Source organism: Polaromonas sp. (assembly GCF_041689105.1).
GTDB lineage: Bacteria > Pseudomonadota > Gammaproteobacteria > Burkholderiales > Burkholderiaceae_C > Polaromonas.
Window position 1 is genome coordinate 1 of record NZ_JBDNGU010000032.1, and the last position, 17,085, is coordinate 17,085.

General features: G+C 59.4%; 23 protein-coding genes. 21 read left to right on the top strand and 2 right to left on the bottom strand.

Annotation, left to right across the window (positions count from 1 at the left end):
• The first annotated feature begins 393 nt into the window (after window positions 1-393).
• From ACESMT_RS02790 to ACESMT_RS02800, 3 genes are read left to right on the top strand one after another with little or no spacing between them, the layout of a single operon-like run.
• The gene (locus ACESMT_RS02790; protein ID WP_372825042.1) at window positions 394-1,551 is read left to right on the top strand and encodes an MFS transporter; all 1,158 of its coding nucleotides are present in this window, start codon (window positions 394-396) and stop codon (window positions 1,549-1,551) included.
• Window positions 1,552-1,556: 5 nt separating this feature from the next.
• Window positions 1,557-1,847, top strand: a complete 291-nt coding sequence (locus ACESMT_RS02795; protein ID WP_372825044.1) for a hypothetical protein — start codon at window positions 1,557-1,559, stop codon at window positions 1,845-1,847.
• Window positions 1,844-2,518 carry a DsbA family protein gene (locus ACESMT_RS02800; RefSeq protein WP_372825046.1) on the top strand — a complete coding sequence of 225 codons (675 nt, stop codon included), beginning with the start codon at window positions 1,844-1,846 and terminating at the stop codon, window positions 2,516-2,518. The genes ACESMT_RS02795 and ACESMT_RS02800 overlap by 4 nt, the downstream gene beginning before the upstream one ends.
• Here the strand turns inward: ACESMT_RS02800 and ACESMT_RS02805 are convergent.
• A complete protein-coding gene (locus tag ACESMT_RS02805) occupies window positions 2,515-2,988 on the bottom strand; it encodes a Cd(II)/Pb(II)-responsive transcriptional regulator (RefSeq protein WP_372825048.1) in 474 nt (157 codons plus the stop codon). The two genes, ACESMT_RS02800 and ACESMT_RS02805, sit on opposite strands and share 4 nt — an antisense overlap.
• Before the next feature lie 69 nt (window positions 2,989-3,057).
• Here ACESMT_RS02805 and ACESMT_RS02810 point away from each other — a divergent pair, with 69 nt between their 5' ends.
• From ACESMT_RS02810 to ACESMT_RS02870, 13 genes are all read left to right on the top strand, one after another.
• On the top strand, window positions 3,058-3,690 hold the full coding sequence (locus ACESMT_RS02810) for a cation transporter (protein WP_372825050.1): 633 nt from the start codon (window positions 3,058-3,060) through the stop codon (window positions 3,688-3,690).
• A gap of 88 nt (window positions 3,691-3,778) precedes the next feature.
• Entirely contained in the window at window positions 3,779-4,198 is a 420-nt protein-coding gene (locus ACESMT_RS02815) for a hypothetical protein (RefSeq protein ID WP_372825052.1), read from the top strand.
• Window positions 4,199-4,309: 111 nt separating this feature from the next.
• Window positions 4,310-4,630 carry a hypothetical protein gene (locus ACESMT_RS02820; RefSeq protein WP_372825054.1) on the top strand — a complete coding sequence of 107 codons (321 nt, stop codon included), beginning with the start codon at window positions 4,310-4,312 and terminating at the stop codon, window positions 4,628-4,630.
• A complete protein-coding gene (locus ACESMT_RS02825) occupies window positions 4,627-6,045 on the top strand; it encodes a TolC family protein (protein ID WP_372825056.1) in 1,419 nt (472 codons plus the stop codon). The genes ACESMT_RS02820 and ACESMT_RS02825 overlap by 4 nt, the downstream gene beginning before the upstream one ends.
• Window positions 6,046-6,068: 23 nt before the next feature.
• Window positions 6,069-7,502 carry a multicopper oxidase family protein gene (locus tag ACESMT_RS02830; RefSeq protein ID WP_372825058.1) on the top strand — a complete coding sequence of 478 codons (1,434 nt, stop codon included), beginning with the start codon at window positions 6,069-6,071 and terminating at the stop codon, window positions 7,500-7,502.
• A 29-nt stretch (window positions 7,503-7,531) separates the two neighbouring features.
• The gene (locus ACESMT_RS02835; protein ID WP_372825060.1) at window positions 7,532-8,026 is read left to right on the top strand and encodes a plastocyanin/azurin family copper-binding protein; all 495 of its coding nucleotides are present in this window, start codon (window positions 7,532-7,534) and stop codon (window positions 8,024-8,026) included.
• Window positions 8,027-8,064: 38 nt separating this feature from the next.
• Entirely contained in the window at window positions 8,065-8,544 is a 480-nt protein-coding gene (locus ACESMT_RS02840) for a DUF411 domain-containing protein (protein ID WP_372825062.1), read from the top strand.
• Between the two features lie 11 nt (window positions 8,545-8,555).
• Window positions 8,556-8,912 (top strand): copper-binding protein, encoded by a 357-nt coding sequence (locus ACESMT_RS02845; RefSeq protein ID WP_372825064.1) that lies wholly within the window; start codon window positions 8,556-8,558, stop codon window positions 8,910-8,912.
• Between the two features lie 245 nt (window positions 8,913-9,157).
• Window positions 9,158-9,391 (top strand): gamma-glutamylcyclotransferase, encoded by a 234-nt coding sequence (locus tag ACESMT_RS02850; RefSeq protein WP_372825074.1) that lies wholly within the window; start codon window positions 9,158-9,160, stop codon window positions 9,389-9,391.
• Window positions 9,388-10,449, top strand: coding sequence for a lysylphosphatidylglycerol synthase transmembrane domain-containing protein (locus ACESMT_RS02855; protein WP_372825065.1), 1,062 nt, complete (start codon window positions 9,388-9,390; stop codon window positions 10,447-10,449). Before ACESMT_RS02850 ends, ACESMT_RS02855 begins: the two co-directional genes overlap by 4 nt.
• 37 nt (window positions 10,450-10,486) lie before the next feature.
• Window positions 10,487-11,299: a helix-turn-helix transcriptional regulator gene (locus ACESMT_RS02860; protein ID WP_372825066.1), complete on the top strand. Its 813-nt coding sequence runs from the start codon at window positions 10,487-10,489 to the stop codon at window positions 11,297-11,299.
• 66 nt (window positions 11,300-11,365) lie between these two features.
• Window positions 11,366-12,253 (top strand): sterol desaturase family protein, encoded by an 888-nt coding sequence (locus ACESMT_RS02865; protein ID WP_372825067.1) that lies wholly within the window; start codon window positions 11,366-11,368, stop codon window positions 12,251-12,253.
• Window positions 12,254-12,448: 195 nt separating this feature from the next.
• Window positions 12,449-12,745, top strand: a complete 297-nt coding sequence (locus tag ACESMT_RS02870) for a hypothetical protein (protein ID WP_372825068.1) — start codon at window positions 12,449-12,451, stop codon at window positions 12,743-12,745.
• 246 nt (window positions 12,746-12,991) lie between these two features.
• Here the strand turns inward: ACESMT_RS02870 and ACESMT_RS02875 are convergent, their stop codons facing one another.
• A complete protein-coding gene (locus ACESMT_RS02875) occupies window positions 12,992-13,354 on the bottom strand; it encodes a DUF4148 domain-containing protein (RefSeq protein WP_372825069.1) in 363 nt (120 codons plus the stop codon).
• A gap of 155 nt (window positions 13,355-13,509) precedes the next feature.
• Between ACESMT_RS02875 and ACESMT_RS02880 the strand changes: the two genes are divergently transcribed.
• The 5 genes from ACESMT_RS02880 to ACESMT_RS02900 all read left to right on the top strand — a co-directional run.
• Complete coding sequence (locus ACESMT_RS02880) at window positions 13,510-14,190, top strand: heavy metal response regulator transcription factor (RefSeq protein ID WP_372825070.1); 681 nt, start codon at window positions 13,510-13,512, stop codon at window positions 14,188-14,190.
• Window positions 14,187-15,605: a heavy metal sensor histidine kinase gene (locus ACESMT_RS02885; RefSeq protein ID WP_372825071.1), complete on the top strand. Its 1,419-nt coding sequence runs from the start codon at window positions 14,187-14,189 to the stop codon at window positions 15,603-15,605. The genes ACESMT_RS02880 and ACESMT_RS02885 overlap by 4 nt, the downstream gene beginning before the upstream one ends.
• Before the next feature lie 232 nt (window positions 15,606-15,837).
• A complete protein-coding gene (locus ACESMT_RS02890) occupies window positions 15,838-16,356 on the top strand; it encodes a plastocyanin/azurin family copper-binding protein (RefSeq protein ID WP_372825072.1) in 519 nt (172 codons plus the stop codon).
• A 55-nt stretch (window positions 16,357-16,411) separates the two neighbouring features.
• Window positions 16,412-16,762, top strand: coding sequence for a copper-binding protein (locus tag ACESMT_RS02895; RefSeq protein ID WP_372825073.1), 351 nt, complete (start codon window positions 16,412-16,414; stop codon window positions 16,760-16,762).
• A gap of 195 nt (window positions 16,763-16,957) precedes the next feature.
• On the top strand, window positions 16,958-17,085 hold a 128-nt coding region (locus tag ACESMT_RS02900; protein ID WP_372825075.1), incomplete at its 3' end, for a helix-turn-helix domain-containing protein.

Here is a 17,085-nt window from a genome sequence, read left to right on the forward strand (position 1 = left end):
ATCGTCACGCGGCATGGCGGGCGCATCTGGGCAGACTCTGCGCCGGGTCAAGGTGCAACGTTTTACTTCACGCTGGGCACGCAGCAAGACTGAGCGCTGTGCGGCGCCGCCAGGCTTCGCCTCAATGCAAGACCCAGTTGGAGTGCCGGGCCAAACAGCGCAAAGCCCGTGGCGGCATGGCCAAATTCTGGCGCCGCACGCCTTTCGTGTCATCAGGGCACAATCGCTGATTGTTGGCGCTGCCGCCCCTGCTTGTGCCTGCCAGCCGCTCCTTTTTCGATAGCTGCTTGCGCCCACCTGACAAGGGGTGAGCCCCATTTTTGTTGATATTTCTGCCGCATTTTCCGGATCGGAACAAAACCATCTGTCACTGCCTTTTTCCTCTGTGCAACCATGCCGCCTGTCCTGTATCTTTTCGCGCTCTGCAACCTCGTCATAGGCAGCGGCGCTTTTGTGCTCGGCGGCATCCTGGTGCCGCTGAGCGAATCGCTCAATGTCAGCCTGGCTGCGGCAGGCCAGGCGATGACCGCCTACGCACTTGCCACGGCGGTGCTGGCGCCGGTGCTGATCATCCTGACCGCCCGCTGGCCGCGCAAACGCGTCATCCAGCTTGCGCTGACACTTTTTGGCGCTGGCTGTGTGGTGTGCGCGCTCTCTGGCAATCTCACCATGCTGCTGCTGGGGCGCATCCTGATGGGGGCGGGCGCCATGTTTTCTGCGGCGGCCTCGGCCCTGGCGGTCAGCCTGGTAGCCCCGGCGCAGCGCGGCCGGGCTTTGTCGATCACCTTTCTGGGCATGAGCATCAGTTATGCCGTCGGCGTGCCGATCGGTGCCTGGCTGGGTTTTGAATACGGCTGGCGCGTGCCGGTGTGGGCGTCGGCGGTCGCCAGCGGAGTGATGCTGGTGGCCGCAAGCTGGTGGGTACCTGCCAACATGACTGGCGCCAGCGCCAGCTTTGCAGGCTTTGGTGCAGTGGCGCGCCAGAGCGCCGTGTTGCGTGTCTGGCTGCGCACGCTGCTGTATTTCATGGCGATCTTCAGCGTTTTTGCGTATGTCGGGCCGGTGCTGCAGGCGCTCAACCCGATGTCACCGACACAGCTGTCGATCACGCTGGCAGTTTTTGGCCTGGCGGGTGTCGCCGGTACCCTGTCGGGCGGCTGGGCCAATGACCGTTTCGGCCCGATTCGAAGCCTGCGTGCGCAGCTGGTGCTGCTGGTTGCCATGATGCTGGTCCTGCCCCTGACGCGCGGCCACCCGCCTGCCACCCTGGTCACGCTGGTGCTCTGGGGCATCGCCGGTTTCGGCATGATGGCGCCGCAGCAGAGTCGGCTGGCCGGTCTGTCGGCGGTGCAGGCACCGCTGCTGCTGAGTCTGAATGGCTCCATGCTGTATGTGGGCACCGCGCTGGGGGCGGTGATCAGCGGCTCGCTGATCGGCCACCTGGACCTGTCCCAGCTGAGCTGGGTCGGCGTACCGTTTGGCTTGCTGGCGTTACTGACGCTGGCCTTTGAACCCAGGCAGGCCATGCCGCTCGACGCTGTGGCATCCTGACAGCCATGAGCACACCCACACAACAACTCAAGACCATCGAGAGCGGGCTGCTGCAATTGCGCAGCGACACGTTGACTGTCGCGGCCTTTTCACAGCTGGCCCGGGACCAGAGCGAATTGCTTGCGGCCTTGCCGCCCAGGTTTGCACCGGTTCTTCAGCAGTTGCTGGACCGGCTGGAGTCGAGCGCGCTTTTCAGCGAGGAAAGCTGCTCTTTCAGCCAGAAGGATCTGCTGGGCAGCCTGCAACAGTGGCTGGAGCATGCGCAACATCAGCTCGACAAGGAGGCCCCGAAATGAACACGCCCACAGCCCCCGCCGCCGTCTCCCTGATTTATGTGGGCGACCCGATGTGCTCCTGGTGTTATGGCTTTGGCGTGCCACTGGGTCAGTTGCTGCAACGCTTCCCCGACATCACGATGCAGCTCGTGCTGGGCGGCTTGCGTGCCTACAACACGCAGGTCATGGACGCGACACTCAAGGCCAAACTGCGCCAGGCCTGGGCAGGTGTCGCCGAGCGCTCGGGCCAGCCTTTCGCAGACGCGCTGTTAGAACGCGAGGATTTCATTTATGACACGGAGCCCGCCTGCCGCGCCGTCGTGACCGTGCGCGAGCACGCCCCGCAACTGGCCCTGGCCATGTACCACGCGATTCAGCAGGCTTTCTACGCCCATGGCCGCGATGTCACCAAGGCCGCGGTGCTCGGTGAGATTTGGGACGAGGTGCATGGCCGCACCAAAGAAGCCTGGGGCCATATCAACTTTCTGCGCGACTTTGACAGCGAGGCGATGCAGCAACGCACGCGTGACGATTTTGCACAGGCCCAGCGCTGGGGTGTGCAGGGCTTTCCGACACTGCTCGCGGTCGCAGGCGGTCAGGCGCAAGTCCTCACCAATGGTTATACCGACGCGGACTTGCTGGCGGAACGGCTGACCTACATCACGGCGAACACGCCTTCAACCTCGCGTTAAACGTGGCGCTTTTTCGCGGTGGGACCGGCCGGGCCGGGCGCCTGCGCGTCGGCGAGGTCGTGCAGCGCCTCGATGATGTGGCAGTGCGCGCTGCTGCCGTCGCAGCGGTTGCGCAGGGCCTTGAGGTCTTTTTCCAGCGCCCTTAACTCCGCCAGCCGCTCACGCACATGGCCAAGGTGGCCGTCGAGCGCCTCGCACCCAGCCTCGCAATCGGCCTTGTTGTTCAGGTCCAGGCCCAGCAGGGTGCGCACCTCGTCAAGCGACATGTCCAGAGCCCGGCACAGCCGGATGAAGCGCAACTGGTGCACGTCGCCATCGCTATAAAATCGATAGCTGTTATCGCTTCGCCCATGAGGGCTGAGAAGCTTTTCTTTCTCATAAAACCGGATATTCGCCGCACTGACGCCGCTTTGCCGCGCAGCCTCGCCGATCTGGTAACCCCGGGCGGAGGATGGACTTGAAACCGGCATCGCTTGACCTTGAAGTGACTTGAGGGTTTCCAATCATGCCATCAAGCCCAATTTCTGGAGAAACCTTCAATGTCTGCCCACTGCTGTGACCACGACCCCAAGCCCAGCGCGGCTCAAGCCAACAGCCCGCGCTACCGACGCATTCTGTGGGTCGCGCTGGCCGTCAACCTCGCCATGTTCGGCATCGAAATCGGCGCTGGCCTGCAGTCGGGCTCTGTCTCACTGCTTGCCGATGCGATTGATTTCTTCGGCGACGCGGCCAACTACGGCGTGTCGCTGGCGGTGTTGTCCATGGGACTGGTGTGGCGTGCCCGCGCCGCCCTGCTCAAGGCCGCCAGCATGCTGGGCTTCGGCGTGTTTGTGCTGGCTCGCGCGTTCTGGGTCGCCACGCAGGGCGGCGCGCCTGAGGCTTTGACCATGGGCGCCATTGGCCTGCTCGCGCTCATCGCCAATGTGGGGGTGGCCGCCCTGCTGTATGCGTACCGCGAAGGCGACGCCAACATGCGCAGCGTGTGGCTGTGTTCACGCAACGACGCCATCGGCAACGTGGCCGTGATGCTGGCCGCACTCGGCGTTTTCGGCACAGGCAGCGCCTGGCCCGATCTGGCCGTCGCCGCCGCGATGGCGGCGCTGGCGATCACCGGGGCATATTCCGTGTTCAGGCAGGCACGCGAGGAATTGCGCCGGGACCACCACGCATGAGCGGATGGGCGCACAAAGACCTTGCAGCAGCAATAAGCAATAGCCACTGAACAATTGAACTTTCCCGAAGCCGACTTATCATTACCGTATGCGCCATTTGCTCTTCGCCCTCTTGATCGCCCTGCTGCCTTTGCGCGGCTGGGTCGGTGACGTGATGGCGACTGAAATGGCAACCAGCGGCGTGGCGCAGCTTCAGATTGCTACGAAAACAGTAGCGGACCATACCGATCCAGCTGGGGCCAACCGCCATTTTGACCCTGCAAGTCTGCAGGAGCAGGCGGCCCAGGCGGTACCGGACTGCGCAGGCCATGGCGCTGCGGGAAATGCCGTAGGGGTCGATGCACACTGCGACACCTGCACGGCGTGCCAGGCCTGCCACACGGTCGCTTTGTCGCTGCAGGACACACGCAAGCTTGCCGTGCTGTCGCCACCCACGCTGCAGCAGTCGCCGAGCACCCTTTTTGCCAGCGCGTTCGCCGCGCAGGGCCAAAAACCACCCATCTCCTGACCTCCAGGCCCGAACTGGGCCTGTACTTGCACCGGCAAGGGCCTGACAGCCCTTGGCATCCCGGCACAACGCGATTTTTCAATCGCCCCGCATGTATTTCAGGAGATTTTTGTGACCATTCCTTGCTTTTTCAAGCTGCCTCAGCAGCTTGCCTTGCTCACCCTGCCGCTGTGGGTTGCCGCTGCGCATTCCCAGCCCGCCCCGGCAGCGCCCGCGTCTGCCGGCAATGCCCCAGCAGCCGTGGCAGCCCCCGTGGCCTTTCAGTCGGCCCTGGAGGGCTACAAGCCTTACACCGACGAAAAGACCGGCAACTGGAAAGAGGCCAATGACGCCGTGGCCCGGATTGGCGGCTGGCGCGCTTATGCCAAGGAGGCGAGCAGAACTGAAGCAGAGCCCCCTGCCCCTGCCGGAAACCGTGGAGCAAAACCATGACATCACTCTTTAAACTGTGCGTTTCAGGCGCCGCAATTGCTGTTCTTGCCGGCTGCGCGTCGGTCAATATCGACCAGACCATCAGCGACACCAACAGTGGCGCCAGCGCTTTTACACAAGGCAAGCTGGCGCTGAGCCGCACCGACCAACAACGGCAGGCCAGAGCCACATTGAGTAGCGAGCTGCTTGCAAATCCACTGGGCATGGATGAAGCCGTGCAGCTGGCGTTGGCCAACAGCCCGGCGATGCAGACGCTGCTGGCTCAAAGCTGGGCCGACATGTCGCTGGCCAATCAAGGCGGCCGAATCGCCAACCCGATTTTCAATTTCGAACGGGTTCGCTCTGGTAGCGAGCTTGAGATAGGCCGCCTGCTGTCGTTTGGGTTGCTGGATCTGCTGACCTTGCCGCGTCGTCAGGCGATTGCCAGCAGCCAGGTCGCGCAAGCCCGGGTGCAACTGAGCGCCAACGTCGTCGAGCAGGTCACGCAGGTCCGCCAGGCCTGGGTACGGGCGGTGGGGGCGCAGCAGTCGCTTCAATATGCGCAGCAGGTCCGCGCCAGCGCACAGGCCAGTGCAGAGCTGGCCAGGCGGATGCAGCAAGTGGGCAACTTTAACAAGCTGCAGCGGGCACGCCAGCAGGTTTTTTATGCCGATGCCACCGCGCAGCTGGCCGCCAGCCAACATGCCGCAACCGCTGCCCGTGAAGAACTGACCCGCCTCCTTGGCCTGACTGACGAACAAGCGGCTCAATTGAAGCTGCCCGAGCGCCTGCCCGACCTGCCCAAGGCATCACGCGAGGCCGCAGCAGTCAGCGCGGGGGCCAGCGCACAGCGACTGGATGTACAAATGGCGCGCAGCCAGCTGGACGCCGCTGGACAATCCCAGGGCTTGAACCTGATTACCAGCCTGATTGATGTCGAGCTTGGCATTCGGCGTGACACGGTGTTTGACAACGCCGAAGGAACCCGGTCAAACCGCAAAGGTTACGAGCTTGACATACGGCTGCCGATCTTCGACTGGGGCTCGGCAAAGCGCGACGCAATGAACGCGCAATCACTGGCGGCTGCCAGCCGTTATGAAAGTACCGTTCGCGGTGCGTCGTCGCAACTGCGTGAAAGCTATTCGGCCTACCGTACCGCGTACGACGTTGCCAGGCACTACCGCGACGAGATCGTGCCACTGCGCAAAATAATGGCTGACGAAAACGTGCTGCGCTACAACGGCATGTTGATCGGCGTGTTCGAGCTGCTGGCAGACAACCGCAGCCAGATTTCCAGCGTCATGGCAGCGATCAATGCCTACCAGCAGTTCTGGCTTGCCGATGCCGCTCTCAGCGCATCCATGACCGGCAAACCCACAGCCATGGGCGCGATGTCCGTGGCTGGCGGCAGTGCCGCCGCCGAAGCTGGCCACTGAAAAAAATCAAACGGATCACACACATGAACAACAGAAGAAATTTTCTCGCAGGCGCGGGCGCCATCACGACGGCCGTTGCGGCTGCGGCGGTCAGCCGGGTCGCCATGGCAGCCCTGCCTGAGCCGGTGATACAAACCAAACCCGACACCATGGCGCCGCTGGTTCCCAATACCGGCAGGCCCTACAACCCGGTGGTCACGCTCAATGGCTGGACGCTGCCCTGGCGCATGAACCAAGGCGTCAAGGAATTCCACCTGGTGGCCGAACCCGTGGTACGCGAAATGTCGCCCGGCTTCAAAGCCCACCTGTGGGGCTACAACGGCCAGTCGCCCGGCCCGACGATTGAGGTGGTGGAAGGCGACCGTGTGCGCATCTTCGTCACCAACAAACTGCCGGAGCACACCAGCATTCACTGGCACGGCCAGCGCCTGCCCAACGGCATGGATGGCGTAACGGGTCTGAACCAGCCCGCAATCCCGGTGGGCAAGACCTTTGTCTACGAGTTCGTGGCGCGGCGCCCCGGTACCTTCATGTACCACCCGCATGCCGATGAGATGACGCAGATGGCCATGGGCATGATGGGTTTCTGGATCACCCACCCCAAGGCAAAGCATCCCTTGATCGATGAGGTGGATCGCGACTTTGTCTTTTTGCTAAACGCCTACGACATCGACCCGGGGGCCTACACACCGAAGATCATGACCATGCTGGACTTCAACCTGTGGAGCTGGAACAGCCGGGTCTTTCCCGGCATTGACCCGCTGGTGGTGCGCAAGAACGACAAGGTCCGCATCCGCATGGGCAACCTCACGATGACCAACCACCCGATCCATCTGCACGGTCATGAGTTTCTGGTAACCGGCACCGACGGCGGACCGACACCGAAATCCACCCGCTGGTATGAAGTCACCACCGACGTGGCTGTGGGCCAGATGCGCCAGATCGAGTTTCTGGCCGATGAAGAAGGCGACTGGGCCTTTCATTGCCACAAAAGCCACCACACCATGAACGCCATGGGCCACGACGTGCCCACGTTGATCGGTGTGGACCACCGCCAGGTGGTGAAAGACATCACCAACGTCATACCCGACTACATGGTCATGGGTGAACGCGGCATGGCCGACATGACCGAAATGGAGATGCCGATACCCGACAACACTGCACCCATGATGTCTGGCGCCGGCCCGTTTGGCTCGGTCGAAATGGGCGGCATGTTCTCGGTGGTCAAGGTGCGCAAGAACCAGAAAGCCGGCGACTACAAAGACCCGGGCTGGTACAAACACCCGCCCGGTGAAGTGGCCTACGAGTGGACAGGCGCCCTGCCGAATCCAGCACGTTTTGCAGCCGAAGGCGGACAAACCATGAAAGCGCAGAACATGCCAATGAAAGACGTTGAAGTCCAGGTCCGCAAGCCCGTCATGGGTGGCAAGGGCAGCATGGGCGGCATGAAGCACTGAACACCTATCTCTACTGAAAGAAACCCAACATGAATAAATTAACCTCTACCCTCCTGGCTGCACTCATCACTGGCGCCAGCACTTTGGCTTTCGCCCACGGTGACGAGGCCCATGCCAAAAAAGCCGGCCCTGTCAAAAAAGAGCAAAAGGAGTGGGGCATCGCAGGTGAAGCCAAAGCCGTCACCCGCACCATCACTTTCAACATGTCGGACAACATGCGCTTTACGCCCGACAAGATTGACGTCAAGCAGGGCGAGACCATCAAGTTCGTGATCAAGAACAGTGGCAAGGTCATGCATGAAATGGTGATTGGCAACAAAAAGGATCTGGACGAACATGCCGCGCTGATGATGAAGTTTCCTGGCATGGAGCACGAGGAGCCCTACATGGCACACGTAGCGCCGGGTAAAACCGGCGGGATCATCTGGACCTTCAACAAACCTGGCAGCTTTGACTTTGCCTGCCTGATCGCCGGCCACTACCAGGCTGGCATGGTCGGCAAGATCACAGTTGCCGCCCGCTAAACATTACCAAGCATCACCAAATCTCACGGGAAACCATCATGCAAAGACGTTTGATTCTCCAGACCATCGCGGGCCTCACGGCTGTAGCCGCGTCCCCATGGCTTGTGGCACAAACCCGCCCGCAGGTTGAGGTCTGGAAAGACCCGAATTGCGGCTGCTGCAAAGACTGGGTGGTTCACCTGGAAGCCAACGGCTTTGAAGTCAAAGTCAACGACAGCGGCAACGCAGCAGCTCGTACCCGGCTGCGCATTCCGGAAAAGATGGGCTCCTGCCACACCGCAAAAGTGGGCGACTATGCCCTCGAAGGGCATGTGCCCGCTCGCGAGATTCAACGCTTGCTGAAAGAAAAACCCAAGGCCATCGGCCTGGCTGTTCCCGGCATGCCGGTCGGCTCACCCGGCATGGACACCGCGCCTTACCGCGGACGTGTTGATGCCTACGACGTACTGCTTGTTCTCGAAGATGGCGGCTCGCGCGTTTACAAGTCTTACCCCTCAAACCCTTCCGTTAAATCCTGAAAGAACACACCATGAAAAACCTCAAAACCCTTTTGATTCTTGCCGCCATGCTCACCGGAGCTGCCTCTGCCTATTCGGCCTCTCACGCTGGCGCGCCCATGGCCGCCGGAGAAGCAAAAAAAGACGCTGCCGTTGCGATGCCGGCTGACATGGCTGATGGCGAAGTCCGCAAAGTAGACATGGACAACAAAAAGATCACCATCAAACACGGTGAGATCAAAAACCTGGACATGCCTGGCATGACCATGGTGTTCCAGGTCAAGGACGCCGCACTGCTGGGTAAAGCAAAAGTCGGTGACAAAATCCGCTTCAAGGCAGAGAAAGCCGGCGGTGCCATTGTTGTCACAGATATTCAGCCCGCGAAGTAAAGCAAAAAAAAGAAAAGGAACAATGACATGGGCTGTCTGCACAGTCCATGTCATCGTACGCAAGCGACGGCCAATCTTTGCTGGAGGCGTCTTGCAGTCTTGCTGTGCTCACGTACCACGAGGCCGTGCAATTAAGTGTCATCCTGTCGGTGTCGCCATAGACAGGGCGTCAATCGGAGAAGCCGTTTCAGTTCCAGAGCCACGCGCAATCGTCGCGCGGCTGACCATGGTGCTGAGGCGCCTCGATCAAAGCCCGTCGCGATAACAGTGAAGGCAGGCTATATGGTTATTTGTGGATTGATATCGGAGATCAAGCGGGCAACCGCGTGCCCGCGGTTACCTATCAGGTGCGACGCTCCCTTGGAGCGCGAGGCAAGCCCAGAAAGAAGTACATGGCCTTGATTCGCGATGCAGCGCGAGAGCGACGCTTACCCCAAAGCCATATTGATTATCTTGACGGTATCGAGGTGCGCAAATGACGGTCGCAGCGCCAGCGCCATCCCGCCGCCGCTGGCTGCCTTGGGCTGGTGCATCGGTCGGTTTGGCATCGCTTATGTGGGTATTGCGTCGTTTCGATCTCGACCGCTTTGTCACCACGCTGGCCGGCGCTGATCTTTTTTACCTTGCGCTGGTGCCGGCAAGCCTGGTCACGGAGCAACTGGTGCGCGCTTGGAAATGGCGCCAGATTCTGAGCCCGTTAAAATTGATCAGCACCCTGCGCCTGTTCGGTGCCGTGATGGCGGGCTACCTGATCGCCAGCCTGATCCCGTTTGGTTTTGGAACGATTGCCCGTTCGTGGATCATTGCGCGAAGTGATCAACTGAAACTGCCGGCCGTGCTGGCCACCGTCGGGCTGGACCGCATCACCGACGGTGTGATTTTTGCCTGTCTGGTGCCCATTGCTTTATTCGCAGTTGCATTTGCCGATCCGACGGGGGGTATCCGGACCGGCTTGATCTGGAGCGGCGCAGGCAGCCTGTTGTTTTTTGTGCTGGTGGGGTGTGCGTTATGGGCCTATAAACGCGGCATGCTCTCGCAACACGGGAGGGGTGCCGGACTCATCAAACGCTTGCCTGCCCGTTTGAGCCAGCCCATTTCACGTCTGGCCCTATCATTCAGCGACGGTATCGTCTGGCCGAACAATAAGTGGCGGGGAACAGCCATCATGTTTGCCAGCCTTGCCATCAAGCTCCTGGCGGCGAGCCACTTTCTCTGGGCTGGCCTGGCTTTTGGGGTGGTGCTGGCACCCGCGCAATATGTCTTCATTCTGGTATTTTTGGGATTTCTGATCATCCTGGGCCACTTTGCCCGAGTAGCAGGCAGCTTCATCATCGGCGGCATCTTCGTTCTGGGTCTCATGGACGTGCCAAACGAACAGGCGCTGGCAATGGTGTTGGTGGTAGAGGCGGCAAATTTGCTGAGCATTGCCGCGATCGGGGCGCTCTCGATCTGGTGGCAGGGCATTGCTCTCGCAGAATTGCGGGTGCCCCGGGAAGGGGTCGACGTCCGCGCGAATGTCAAAAGCAATGCGGCTTAGAGCCAAGAAAAAAGTTAACAAAACCTCCCGAGCCCCGATGGCAACTTCAACCGGTCCCAAACCCCAGTTGAGCATTCATCGCGGATGGGCCTTGTACGCGGGACCTGTCAACCAGAACCGGGCCCATCACCACCATGCGCATCAAATAGCATGGTCACTCGATACTGACTTGGTTGCCGTCGGTGAGCAAGGTGCGGTTCGCGGCCCTGGCTATGTGGCGTGCAGTGCTGCCGTACGTCGGGTGGAGCCTGTCGTATGGCTGCAGACGATTTATATCACCCCTGAGATAGAGGGCGCGCAATGGTGCGTAGAGCGCGCCGGTGGCAGTCTATCTGCGCTCACGCTCCACGAAGCCATGCAATTGAGTGCCATCCTGTCGGTCTCGCCAGGGCCCAACGCGGCGAACGGAGAGGCAGCTTCAGATCCGGAGCCAATCGAAGCCGACGCACGGCTTACCAAAGTGCTGAGGCACCTTGAGGAAAGCCTGGACAAACCGTTGCGGGCGCACGAGGTTGCGAAATGGGTGGGGATTTCGCCATCACGGTTTTTGCACTGGTTTACCGATACGCTGGGTCTACCGTTTCGGCCCTATGTACGCTGGCTGCGCCTGCAGGCTGCAGTTCGCAGCCTGGCGCAGGGCGGCAACCTCACCGAAGCCGCGCACTTTGCTGGCTTTGCCGACAGCGCTCACCTGAGCCGCACCTTCGTGTCTGCTTTCGGCATCACGCCGAACGCTCTCGCCAGTGTGGTGATTCCTGTCAGTGACGTGGGTTTTCCGATGCAGCAGATCGTCCAGGCCCTGAATGCTGAGCCCGTCGCGAGGATTGACTTTGGAAAACAGCAGGTTTGATCAAGCGCGGCCAGGTTTGAGACGGGAAAACGAAATTTCAATCCCATCTGGAATCTGGAGTTACCCATGCCACCTGCCGCCCGCTTGTCGATTCGTTTTGGTTCTTCCCCCCTCATCATGACCGCTGTGGTCATTGCCGTCGCATTTGCGCCGGGCACCCCCATCCCTTTGCTCTGGCTGTCCATGGCCGCTGCGATAGGGTTGACCGCTGTCGCCTTGTTGGAGCGGCTTCTTCCGTACAAGCAGCAATGGCAGGAGTCTGACGCCGACTGGCCAGCTGACGTTGTGCACGCCGTGGTCAACCTGGCGGTGTTGCATGCGGCGGTGTTGACACTTGTCTGGCTGCGAGGAGTTGTTGACTGGCCAGGACTCTACTGGCCCAGCGACTGGCCTTTTGTTGCGCAGGTTTTTCTCGCAGGACTCCCGCTGGATATATCACTCTATGCCATGCATCGGCTGAGTCACCGTCATGAGTTCCTATGGCGTTTGCACAGCATCCACCATTCATCCCATCGTCTGTATTGGCTTAACGGCGAGCGTCGACATCCGCTTCATGCAGCGGTGATGGCCGGCCCCGGCCTACTGGTGTTGGGCCTGCTGGGCGCACCGACGCTGGTGGTCGGTGGCTGGTTTGCAATTCTTGCGGTTCACCTTGCTTTCCAGCATGCAAATCTCGACTACCGGGTGGGCCCATTCCGGCATGTGCTGGGAGTGGCCCAGTTGCATCGCTGGCATCACCGCCAAAGGTACGAGGACGCGCAGGTGAACTTTGGAGAGTTCTGGCTAGTCTGGGATCGATTGTTTGGAACGTTTTCGGATCCCAAGGAGCCGCTCGGTCCGATAGGTATTGAAGGTGATCCTGTGCCGCATGCGTATGCGCAGCAGATGGTTTATCCGTTTCTGAGCCCGCCCAAACAAAGTCATCAGAACCTTCCAGCGACTCATCGTATATGACGAATTTGTAATCGGGCGGTCAGGGGCTTGCCGCCTCCGCCTTACTAAACTTGTTTATGTAGTGCGGAAATCGCATCACATTGACTCGTCTTTTGGCAAGCGCTTCGCACTAATTGGACCGGTGCAAAGCATACAGAGGAGCCGGAAGACGATTGGTTTCAAACTGGCACTATGCCGCTTAACAGAAAGCTACTGATGAAGAAAATACTATTGGGCACTGGCCTTATCCTTACGCTTTCCACCGCATTTGCCGCCACTGACACACAGGAAGCGACACCGCTCACAAACAGCAAAGCACAAGCCCACGGCGAGGCACACAAAAACGCGCGGCCCGCAATCCCCCTGAAAAAACCAGCGGAAGGCGCGACTGCCCGTGGTGAGGGCTCCGGCATCCCGAAAGCCAACGCACCTGAAATCAAAGGTCAAGAACGAGCGGCGGCGCGTGAAGCCAAACCCCATAAAGAACCAAAGCTCCAGGGAACGCCAAAATAGGATCTTGATACTTGAAGCAGCAGGCGATTGATCAAGCGGCAATCGCCGATCAACAAGTCTTTGCCGCACAAACAGACAGGCCTGAGAATTTTCTCTCAGGCCTGTCGCGTTCTACCTTTGAATGACACCCACACATTCGCTGGTCGCGAATGAACCGTTTGGGTCGGCCCTCATGCAGTATGCCAAATCGACAGGCGTGCAAAAAGGGCCGGCTGAAACTCAGCCGGCCCCGCTATATCGCTTCCTTCAGTTGATGTATTGTTTCTGGAACAGTTGACGTTCCACATCCGTCATGACCAGAGACGGCTTCGGCGTGTTGTGCGCGATGGTGTCGGTATGAACCAGCTTGCCGCCTTGAAAAGCATAGCTGTGCTGGGCACGGATATACCCAGCCTCACCACCTACCAGCGTGCCGCCGTCAGCAGTAACTGGGTCCGCCCGAAAGGCTTCAAATTCCTTTTGGACAACTGCACGGGTTTTGCTACTTTGAACGGGGTGACTTTCAAAGCCCAACTCTCCGCCGACCCACGTGCTGCCGCTGTTGGCAAAAGCGGCAGGAATGGATGCACTCACAAGTGCGAGGACAAATACGGTTTTACGGAACGACATGATCAAACTCCTTTAATATCGATTGCAAAGTGCAGCCCCAACCTTGGGAACCACTGCGATGCAAATGTTGCATCACGGTTCTTAATGTAGATATGCAGGGGCGACACGGTCCTGACCCGGAGATTACAAATGCGTTATTTCAATCGAGGCTTGTTTTGAAAATTCTGGTTATTGAAGATGAGCCCAAGGCCGCTGACTATCTGCGCAAAGGCCTGAGCGAAAACGGTTATGCGGTAGAGGTTGCCCACAATGGTACGGACGGGCTGCACGCGGCTGTCACCGGCGACCATGACCTCGTCATTCTTGATGCCATGCTGCCGGGCATAGACGGATTTACGGTTCTTTCGGCGTTACGCAGTTCCCGGGAACTGCCGGTGCTCATGCTCACCGCGCGCGGAGACACGGACGACAAGGTGCGCGGCTTCCACCTCGGCGCTGACGACTACCTGGTCAAGCCGTTCCAGTTTCCCGAGCTGCTGGGGCGCGTCAAGGCCATCCTCAAACGTGGTCAACCCGCCGCCATAGAGCAAGTGCTGCGCACAGCAGATCTGGAAATCGACTCGGTACGCCACCGCGCGACCCGCGCCGGCCAGCGCATTGACCTGTCGGCCAAGGAGTTTGCCCTGTTGTCCCTTCTAGCCCAGAAAACCGGAGAAGTCCTGTCGAGAACACAGATAGCCTCTCTGGTCTGGGATATTCATTTCGACTCGGACACCAACGTGGTGGAAGTGGCGATACGGCGGCTGCGCGCCAAGATCGATGACCCTTTTGACGAGAAGTTGATCCACACCGTGCGCGGCGTGGGCTATGTGCTGGAGCGGCGAGGCGCACTGTGACACCCGGTCGACGCCTCAGATTCTGGGCTGGGAATTCTCTTGCGGCCAGCATTGCGCTGGCTAGCGCATTCTTTGGCTTTCTGGTGACAGGGACGGCCATCGTGATCGGGTTTTACGCCCTGTCTCATCAGCTGGATGCCCGGACTAAAACCGAGCTGTTGGGCAAGCGCGATCTACTGGTTCATGTTCTGTCTGAGAGTCCCTCGCTGGAAGACCTGAATGCCAACAAACACCGCTTCAGCGATTTACTGATTGGCCACGACGACCTGCATTTAGCGCTGGCCAACCCCGCCAGTGGTCAAATCGTGGCGAGTTTTTCGCTGCTCGCTCAACAATCAGTGCAATCACTGATCGCGATCCCACCCGATTCGACACTGGTCCAACCATGGGTGGCAGCGACAGGAGAGCGATTTGACGCTATCCGGGGGCGCAGCACGCTCGGCAACGGGACAGAGGTGCAGTATTACCTGTCGCTCGACCGCCGCCATGATCGCCGGCTGCTGAAAGGGTTTATCCAGACCACACTGGTCGGTTGGCCCCTTTTGTTGATGATCGTCGCGCTCGGCGCCTGGCTCATAGCGCGCACCAGCCTGGCGCCTTTGCGGCGGTTCCACCGCCTGGCCGCAGCCACCGGCGTGCAATCCCTCAGCCACCGAATATCTTCCGCCGGCCTGCCCACCGAACTGTACGAGCTCGCAGAAGAGTTCAACGGCATGATGGAGCGTATCGATGCAGGTTACCAGCGCTTGCAAGACTTTTCTGGGGAGCTTGCGCATGAGATGCGTACGCCGGTTTCCACGCTCATGGGAAGAACGCAGGTGGCGCTGTCTCTTCCCCGCACAGGCGCCGAACTACAAGAGGTACTCGAAGGCAACATTGAAGAGCTCGAGCGCCTGTCGCGCCTGATCTCCGAGATGCTCTTCATTGCCCGCTCGGACCACCATCAGGACCCGTTGCACCGCGAACGGGTAGACCTTGTCGAAGAGTCTTTACGGATCGCCGACTATCTGTCGCTGATCGCGGAAGAACGCGGTGTGAGCGTCAAAGTGGCTGGCGCGGCCACAGTGATGGCGGAACGCCTTTTGGTACAGCGCGCGATCACAAATTTGCTGTCAAACGCGATACGCCATGCAGCCGTGAAATCGACGATCCATGTCGCAATCAAAGAAAAGGCGGACCAAGTCACTCTTGCGGTGACCAATTCTGGCGACATCATTGCACCGCAGCATCTGGAGCGGATTTTTGACCGCTTTTATCGTATTGACTCTGGCCGCGCGCGCCTGGACGGTGGTACAGGGCTGGGACTGGCCATTGTGCGCTCTATCATGGCAGCCCACGGCGGGCAGGTGAAGGCGCTCAGTTCTCGGGGCGGCGAAACGACGTTCACTTTGGCATTTCAACCGGTGGTGGGATAAACCGTGTTCGCCAACGTGGACCTAGTCCGCATTTCATGGATTCACCCCTGCCTCCCTTTTGTTGGCTATCTGATAACAAATTCGTAATCTTCGAGTCATCGTGATGTGGGGTCCCCTTTTGTAGAGTCATACCTGTGATGCAGAGTCTGCCTCGCAAAGATCCCGGGTATGCATTCAGCCGGGCCTTGATGTCCCAGGAGCTGGACCAGCTCCTCCTCTTTCAGGAATCACTATGACCTATCGCCTTCGCACCGCCACTTTGGCCCTTCTCCTCGGCGCTGCCTCGGCAGCAAGCTTCGCCTCGGGCGCTCATACAGGCGGTCATGAAGGAAGCGCCATCGGAAAACCCGGGAAATCAGCCAATGTGACCCGCACCATCAACGTTGACATGACGGACAACATGCGTTTCACGTCGGCTGACCTTGCTGTCAAGCAAGGTGAGACCATTCGCTTCGTCGTGCAGAACTCCGGCAAGATCAAGCACGAGATGGTGCTGGGCACTGCCAGGGAACTCAAAGAACATTACGAGGTGATGAAGAAAAATCCGGAGATGGAGCATGCCGATGAAAACATGATTTCTGTGGCGCCAGGCAAAACCGGTGAAATCATCTGGCAGTTTACGAAAACAGGAAAAATCGACTTTGCCTGCCTGCAGCCCGGTCACTACGACGCGGGTATGAAAGGCGCGGTAAACGTAGCTGCCGACCGGACGGCTCAACAAAAATTGCACTCTGCTGAACACAAGCACTGAGCCGACGCAGACGGGGCCATCCCCCGAGTACCTTTAACTTCTCCAGGAAAAATCCATGAAAACTCTCAACACCCTGCTAATCCTCGTCACCACGCTGGCTGGCACGGCTCAGGCTGCATCTCATGCGAGCGCACCAACAGGCGCCGAATTCGCAAAAACGACTGCGGTGGCGGCGACGTCATCCGATATGGCTGCCGGCGAAATCAGAAAGATTGACCTGACAAACAATAAAGTCACGATCAAGCATGGCGAAATCAAGAACCTCGACATGCCAGGCATGACTATGGTGTTTCAGGTCAAGGACGTCGCACTGCTGAGCAAAGCAAAAGTTGGCGAAAAAGTTCGCTTCAGCGCCGAGAAAGCTGGCGGGGCTATTGTTGTTACCGACATTCAGCCAGCCAGGTAGATTCACCGGTGTGCGCCGCGCGGCTGGGGTCCATCGCTGGTCCCTGGAAACGTCTCTCTGATGCCGCAAGAGAGCAGTTCGCAACCTGCCACCCCTGTTTTTCGGTAGGTCAAGCGCTGTGACCTGGAACAGGGCCCACTATAGATAAGGCCCCATAAAGTCTGAACTTTCTTCGATTTTTTGTGTCGAAGCTTGATGGAAAAAGAAAGCGCAAGAAAGCAAACACTGGAGCAACTTCACGAGCGTCGCAAGCAAGTCGTGAGGTTGTACAAAAAAGGCATCAAGATCATGCAAATCGTGGAGATGACGGGGCTGAGCTACCC

Excerpts from the sequence above, each read along its gene's own strand:
- ACESMT_RS02790 (WP_372825042.1), top strand. The coding sequence starts at position 394 with ATGCCGCCTGTCCTGTATCTTTTCGCGCTCTGCAACCTCGTCATAGGC.
- ACESMT_RS02795 (WP_372825044.1), top strand. The coding sequence starts at position 1,557 with ATGAGCACACCCACACAACAACTCAAGACCATCGAGAGCGGGCTGCTG.
- ACESMT_RS02800 (WP_372825046.1), top strand. The coding sequence starts at position 1,844 with ATGAACACGCCCACAGCCCCCGCCGCCGTCTCCCTGATTTATGTGGGC.
- ACESMT_RS02805 (WP_372825048.1), bottom strand. The coding sequence starts at position 2,988 with ATGCCGGTTTCAAGTCCATCCTCCGCCCGGGGTTACCAGATCGGCGAG.
- ACESMT_RS02810 (WP_372825050.1), top strand. The coding sequence starts at position 3,058 with ATGTCTGCCCACTGCTGTGACCACGACCCCAAGCCCAGCGCGGCTCAA.
- ACESMT_RS02815 (WP_372825052.1), top strand. The coding sequence starts at position 3,779 with ATGCGCCATTTGCTCTTCGCCCTCTTGATCGCCCTGCTGCCTTTGCGC.
- ACESMT_RS02825 (WP_372825056.1), top strand. The coding sequence starts at position 4,627 with ATGACATCACTCTTTAAACTGTGCGTTTCAGGCGCCGCAATTGCTGTT.
- ACESMT_RS02830 (WP_372825058.1), top strand. The coding sequence starts at position 6,069 with ATGAACAACAGAAGAAATTTTCTCGCAGGCGCGGGCGCCATCACGACG.
- ACESMT_RS02835 (WP_372825060.1), top strand. The coding sequence starts at position 7,532 with ATGAATAAATTAACCTCTACCCTCCTGGCTGCACTCATCACTGGCGCC.
- ACESMT_RS02840 (WP_372825062.1), top strand. The coding sequence starts at position 8,065 with ATGCAAAGACGTTTGATTCTCCAGACCATCGCGGGCCTCACGGCTGTA.
- ACESMT_RS02845 (WP_372825064.1), top strand. The coding sequence starts at position 8,556 with ATGAAAAACCTCAAAACCCTTTTGATTCTTGCCGCCATGCTCACCGGA.
- ACESMT_RS02855 (WP_372825065.1), top strand. The coding sequence starts at position 9,388 with ATGACGGTCGCAGCGCCAGCGCCATCCCGCCGCCGCTGGCTGCCTTGG.
- ACESMT_RS02860 (WP_372825066.1), top strand. The coding sequence starts at position 10,487 with ATGGCAACTTCAACCGGTCCCAAACCCCAGTTGAGCATTCATCGCGGA.
- ACESMT_RS02865 (WP_372825067.1), top strand. The coding sequence starts at position 11,366 with ATGCCACCTGCCGCCCGCTTGTCGATTCGTTTTGGTTCTTCCCCCCTC.
- ACESMT_RS02870 (WP_372825068.1), top strand. The coding sequence starts at position 12,449 with ATGAAGAAAATACTATTGGGCACTGGCCTTATCCTTACGCTTTCCACC.
- ACESMT_RS02875 (WP_372825069.1), bottom strand. The coding sequence starts at position 13,354 with ATGTCGTTCCGTAAAACCGTATTTGTCCTCGCACTTGTGAGTGCATCC.
- ACESMT_RS02890 (WP_372825072.1), top strand. The coding sequence starts at position 15,838 with ATGACCTATCGCCTTCGCACCGCCACTTTGGCCCTTCTCCTCGGCGCT.
- ACESMT_RS02895 (WP_372825073.1), top strand. The coding sequence starts at position 16,412 with ATGAAAACTCTCAACACCCTGCTAATCCTCGTCACCACGCTGGCTGGC.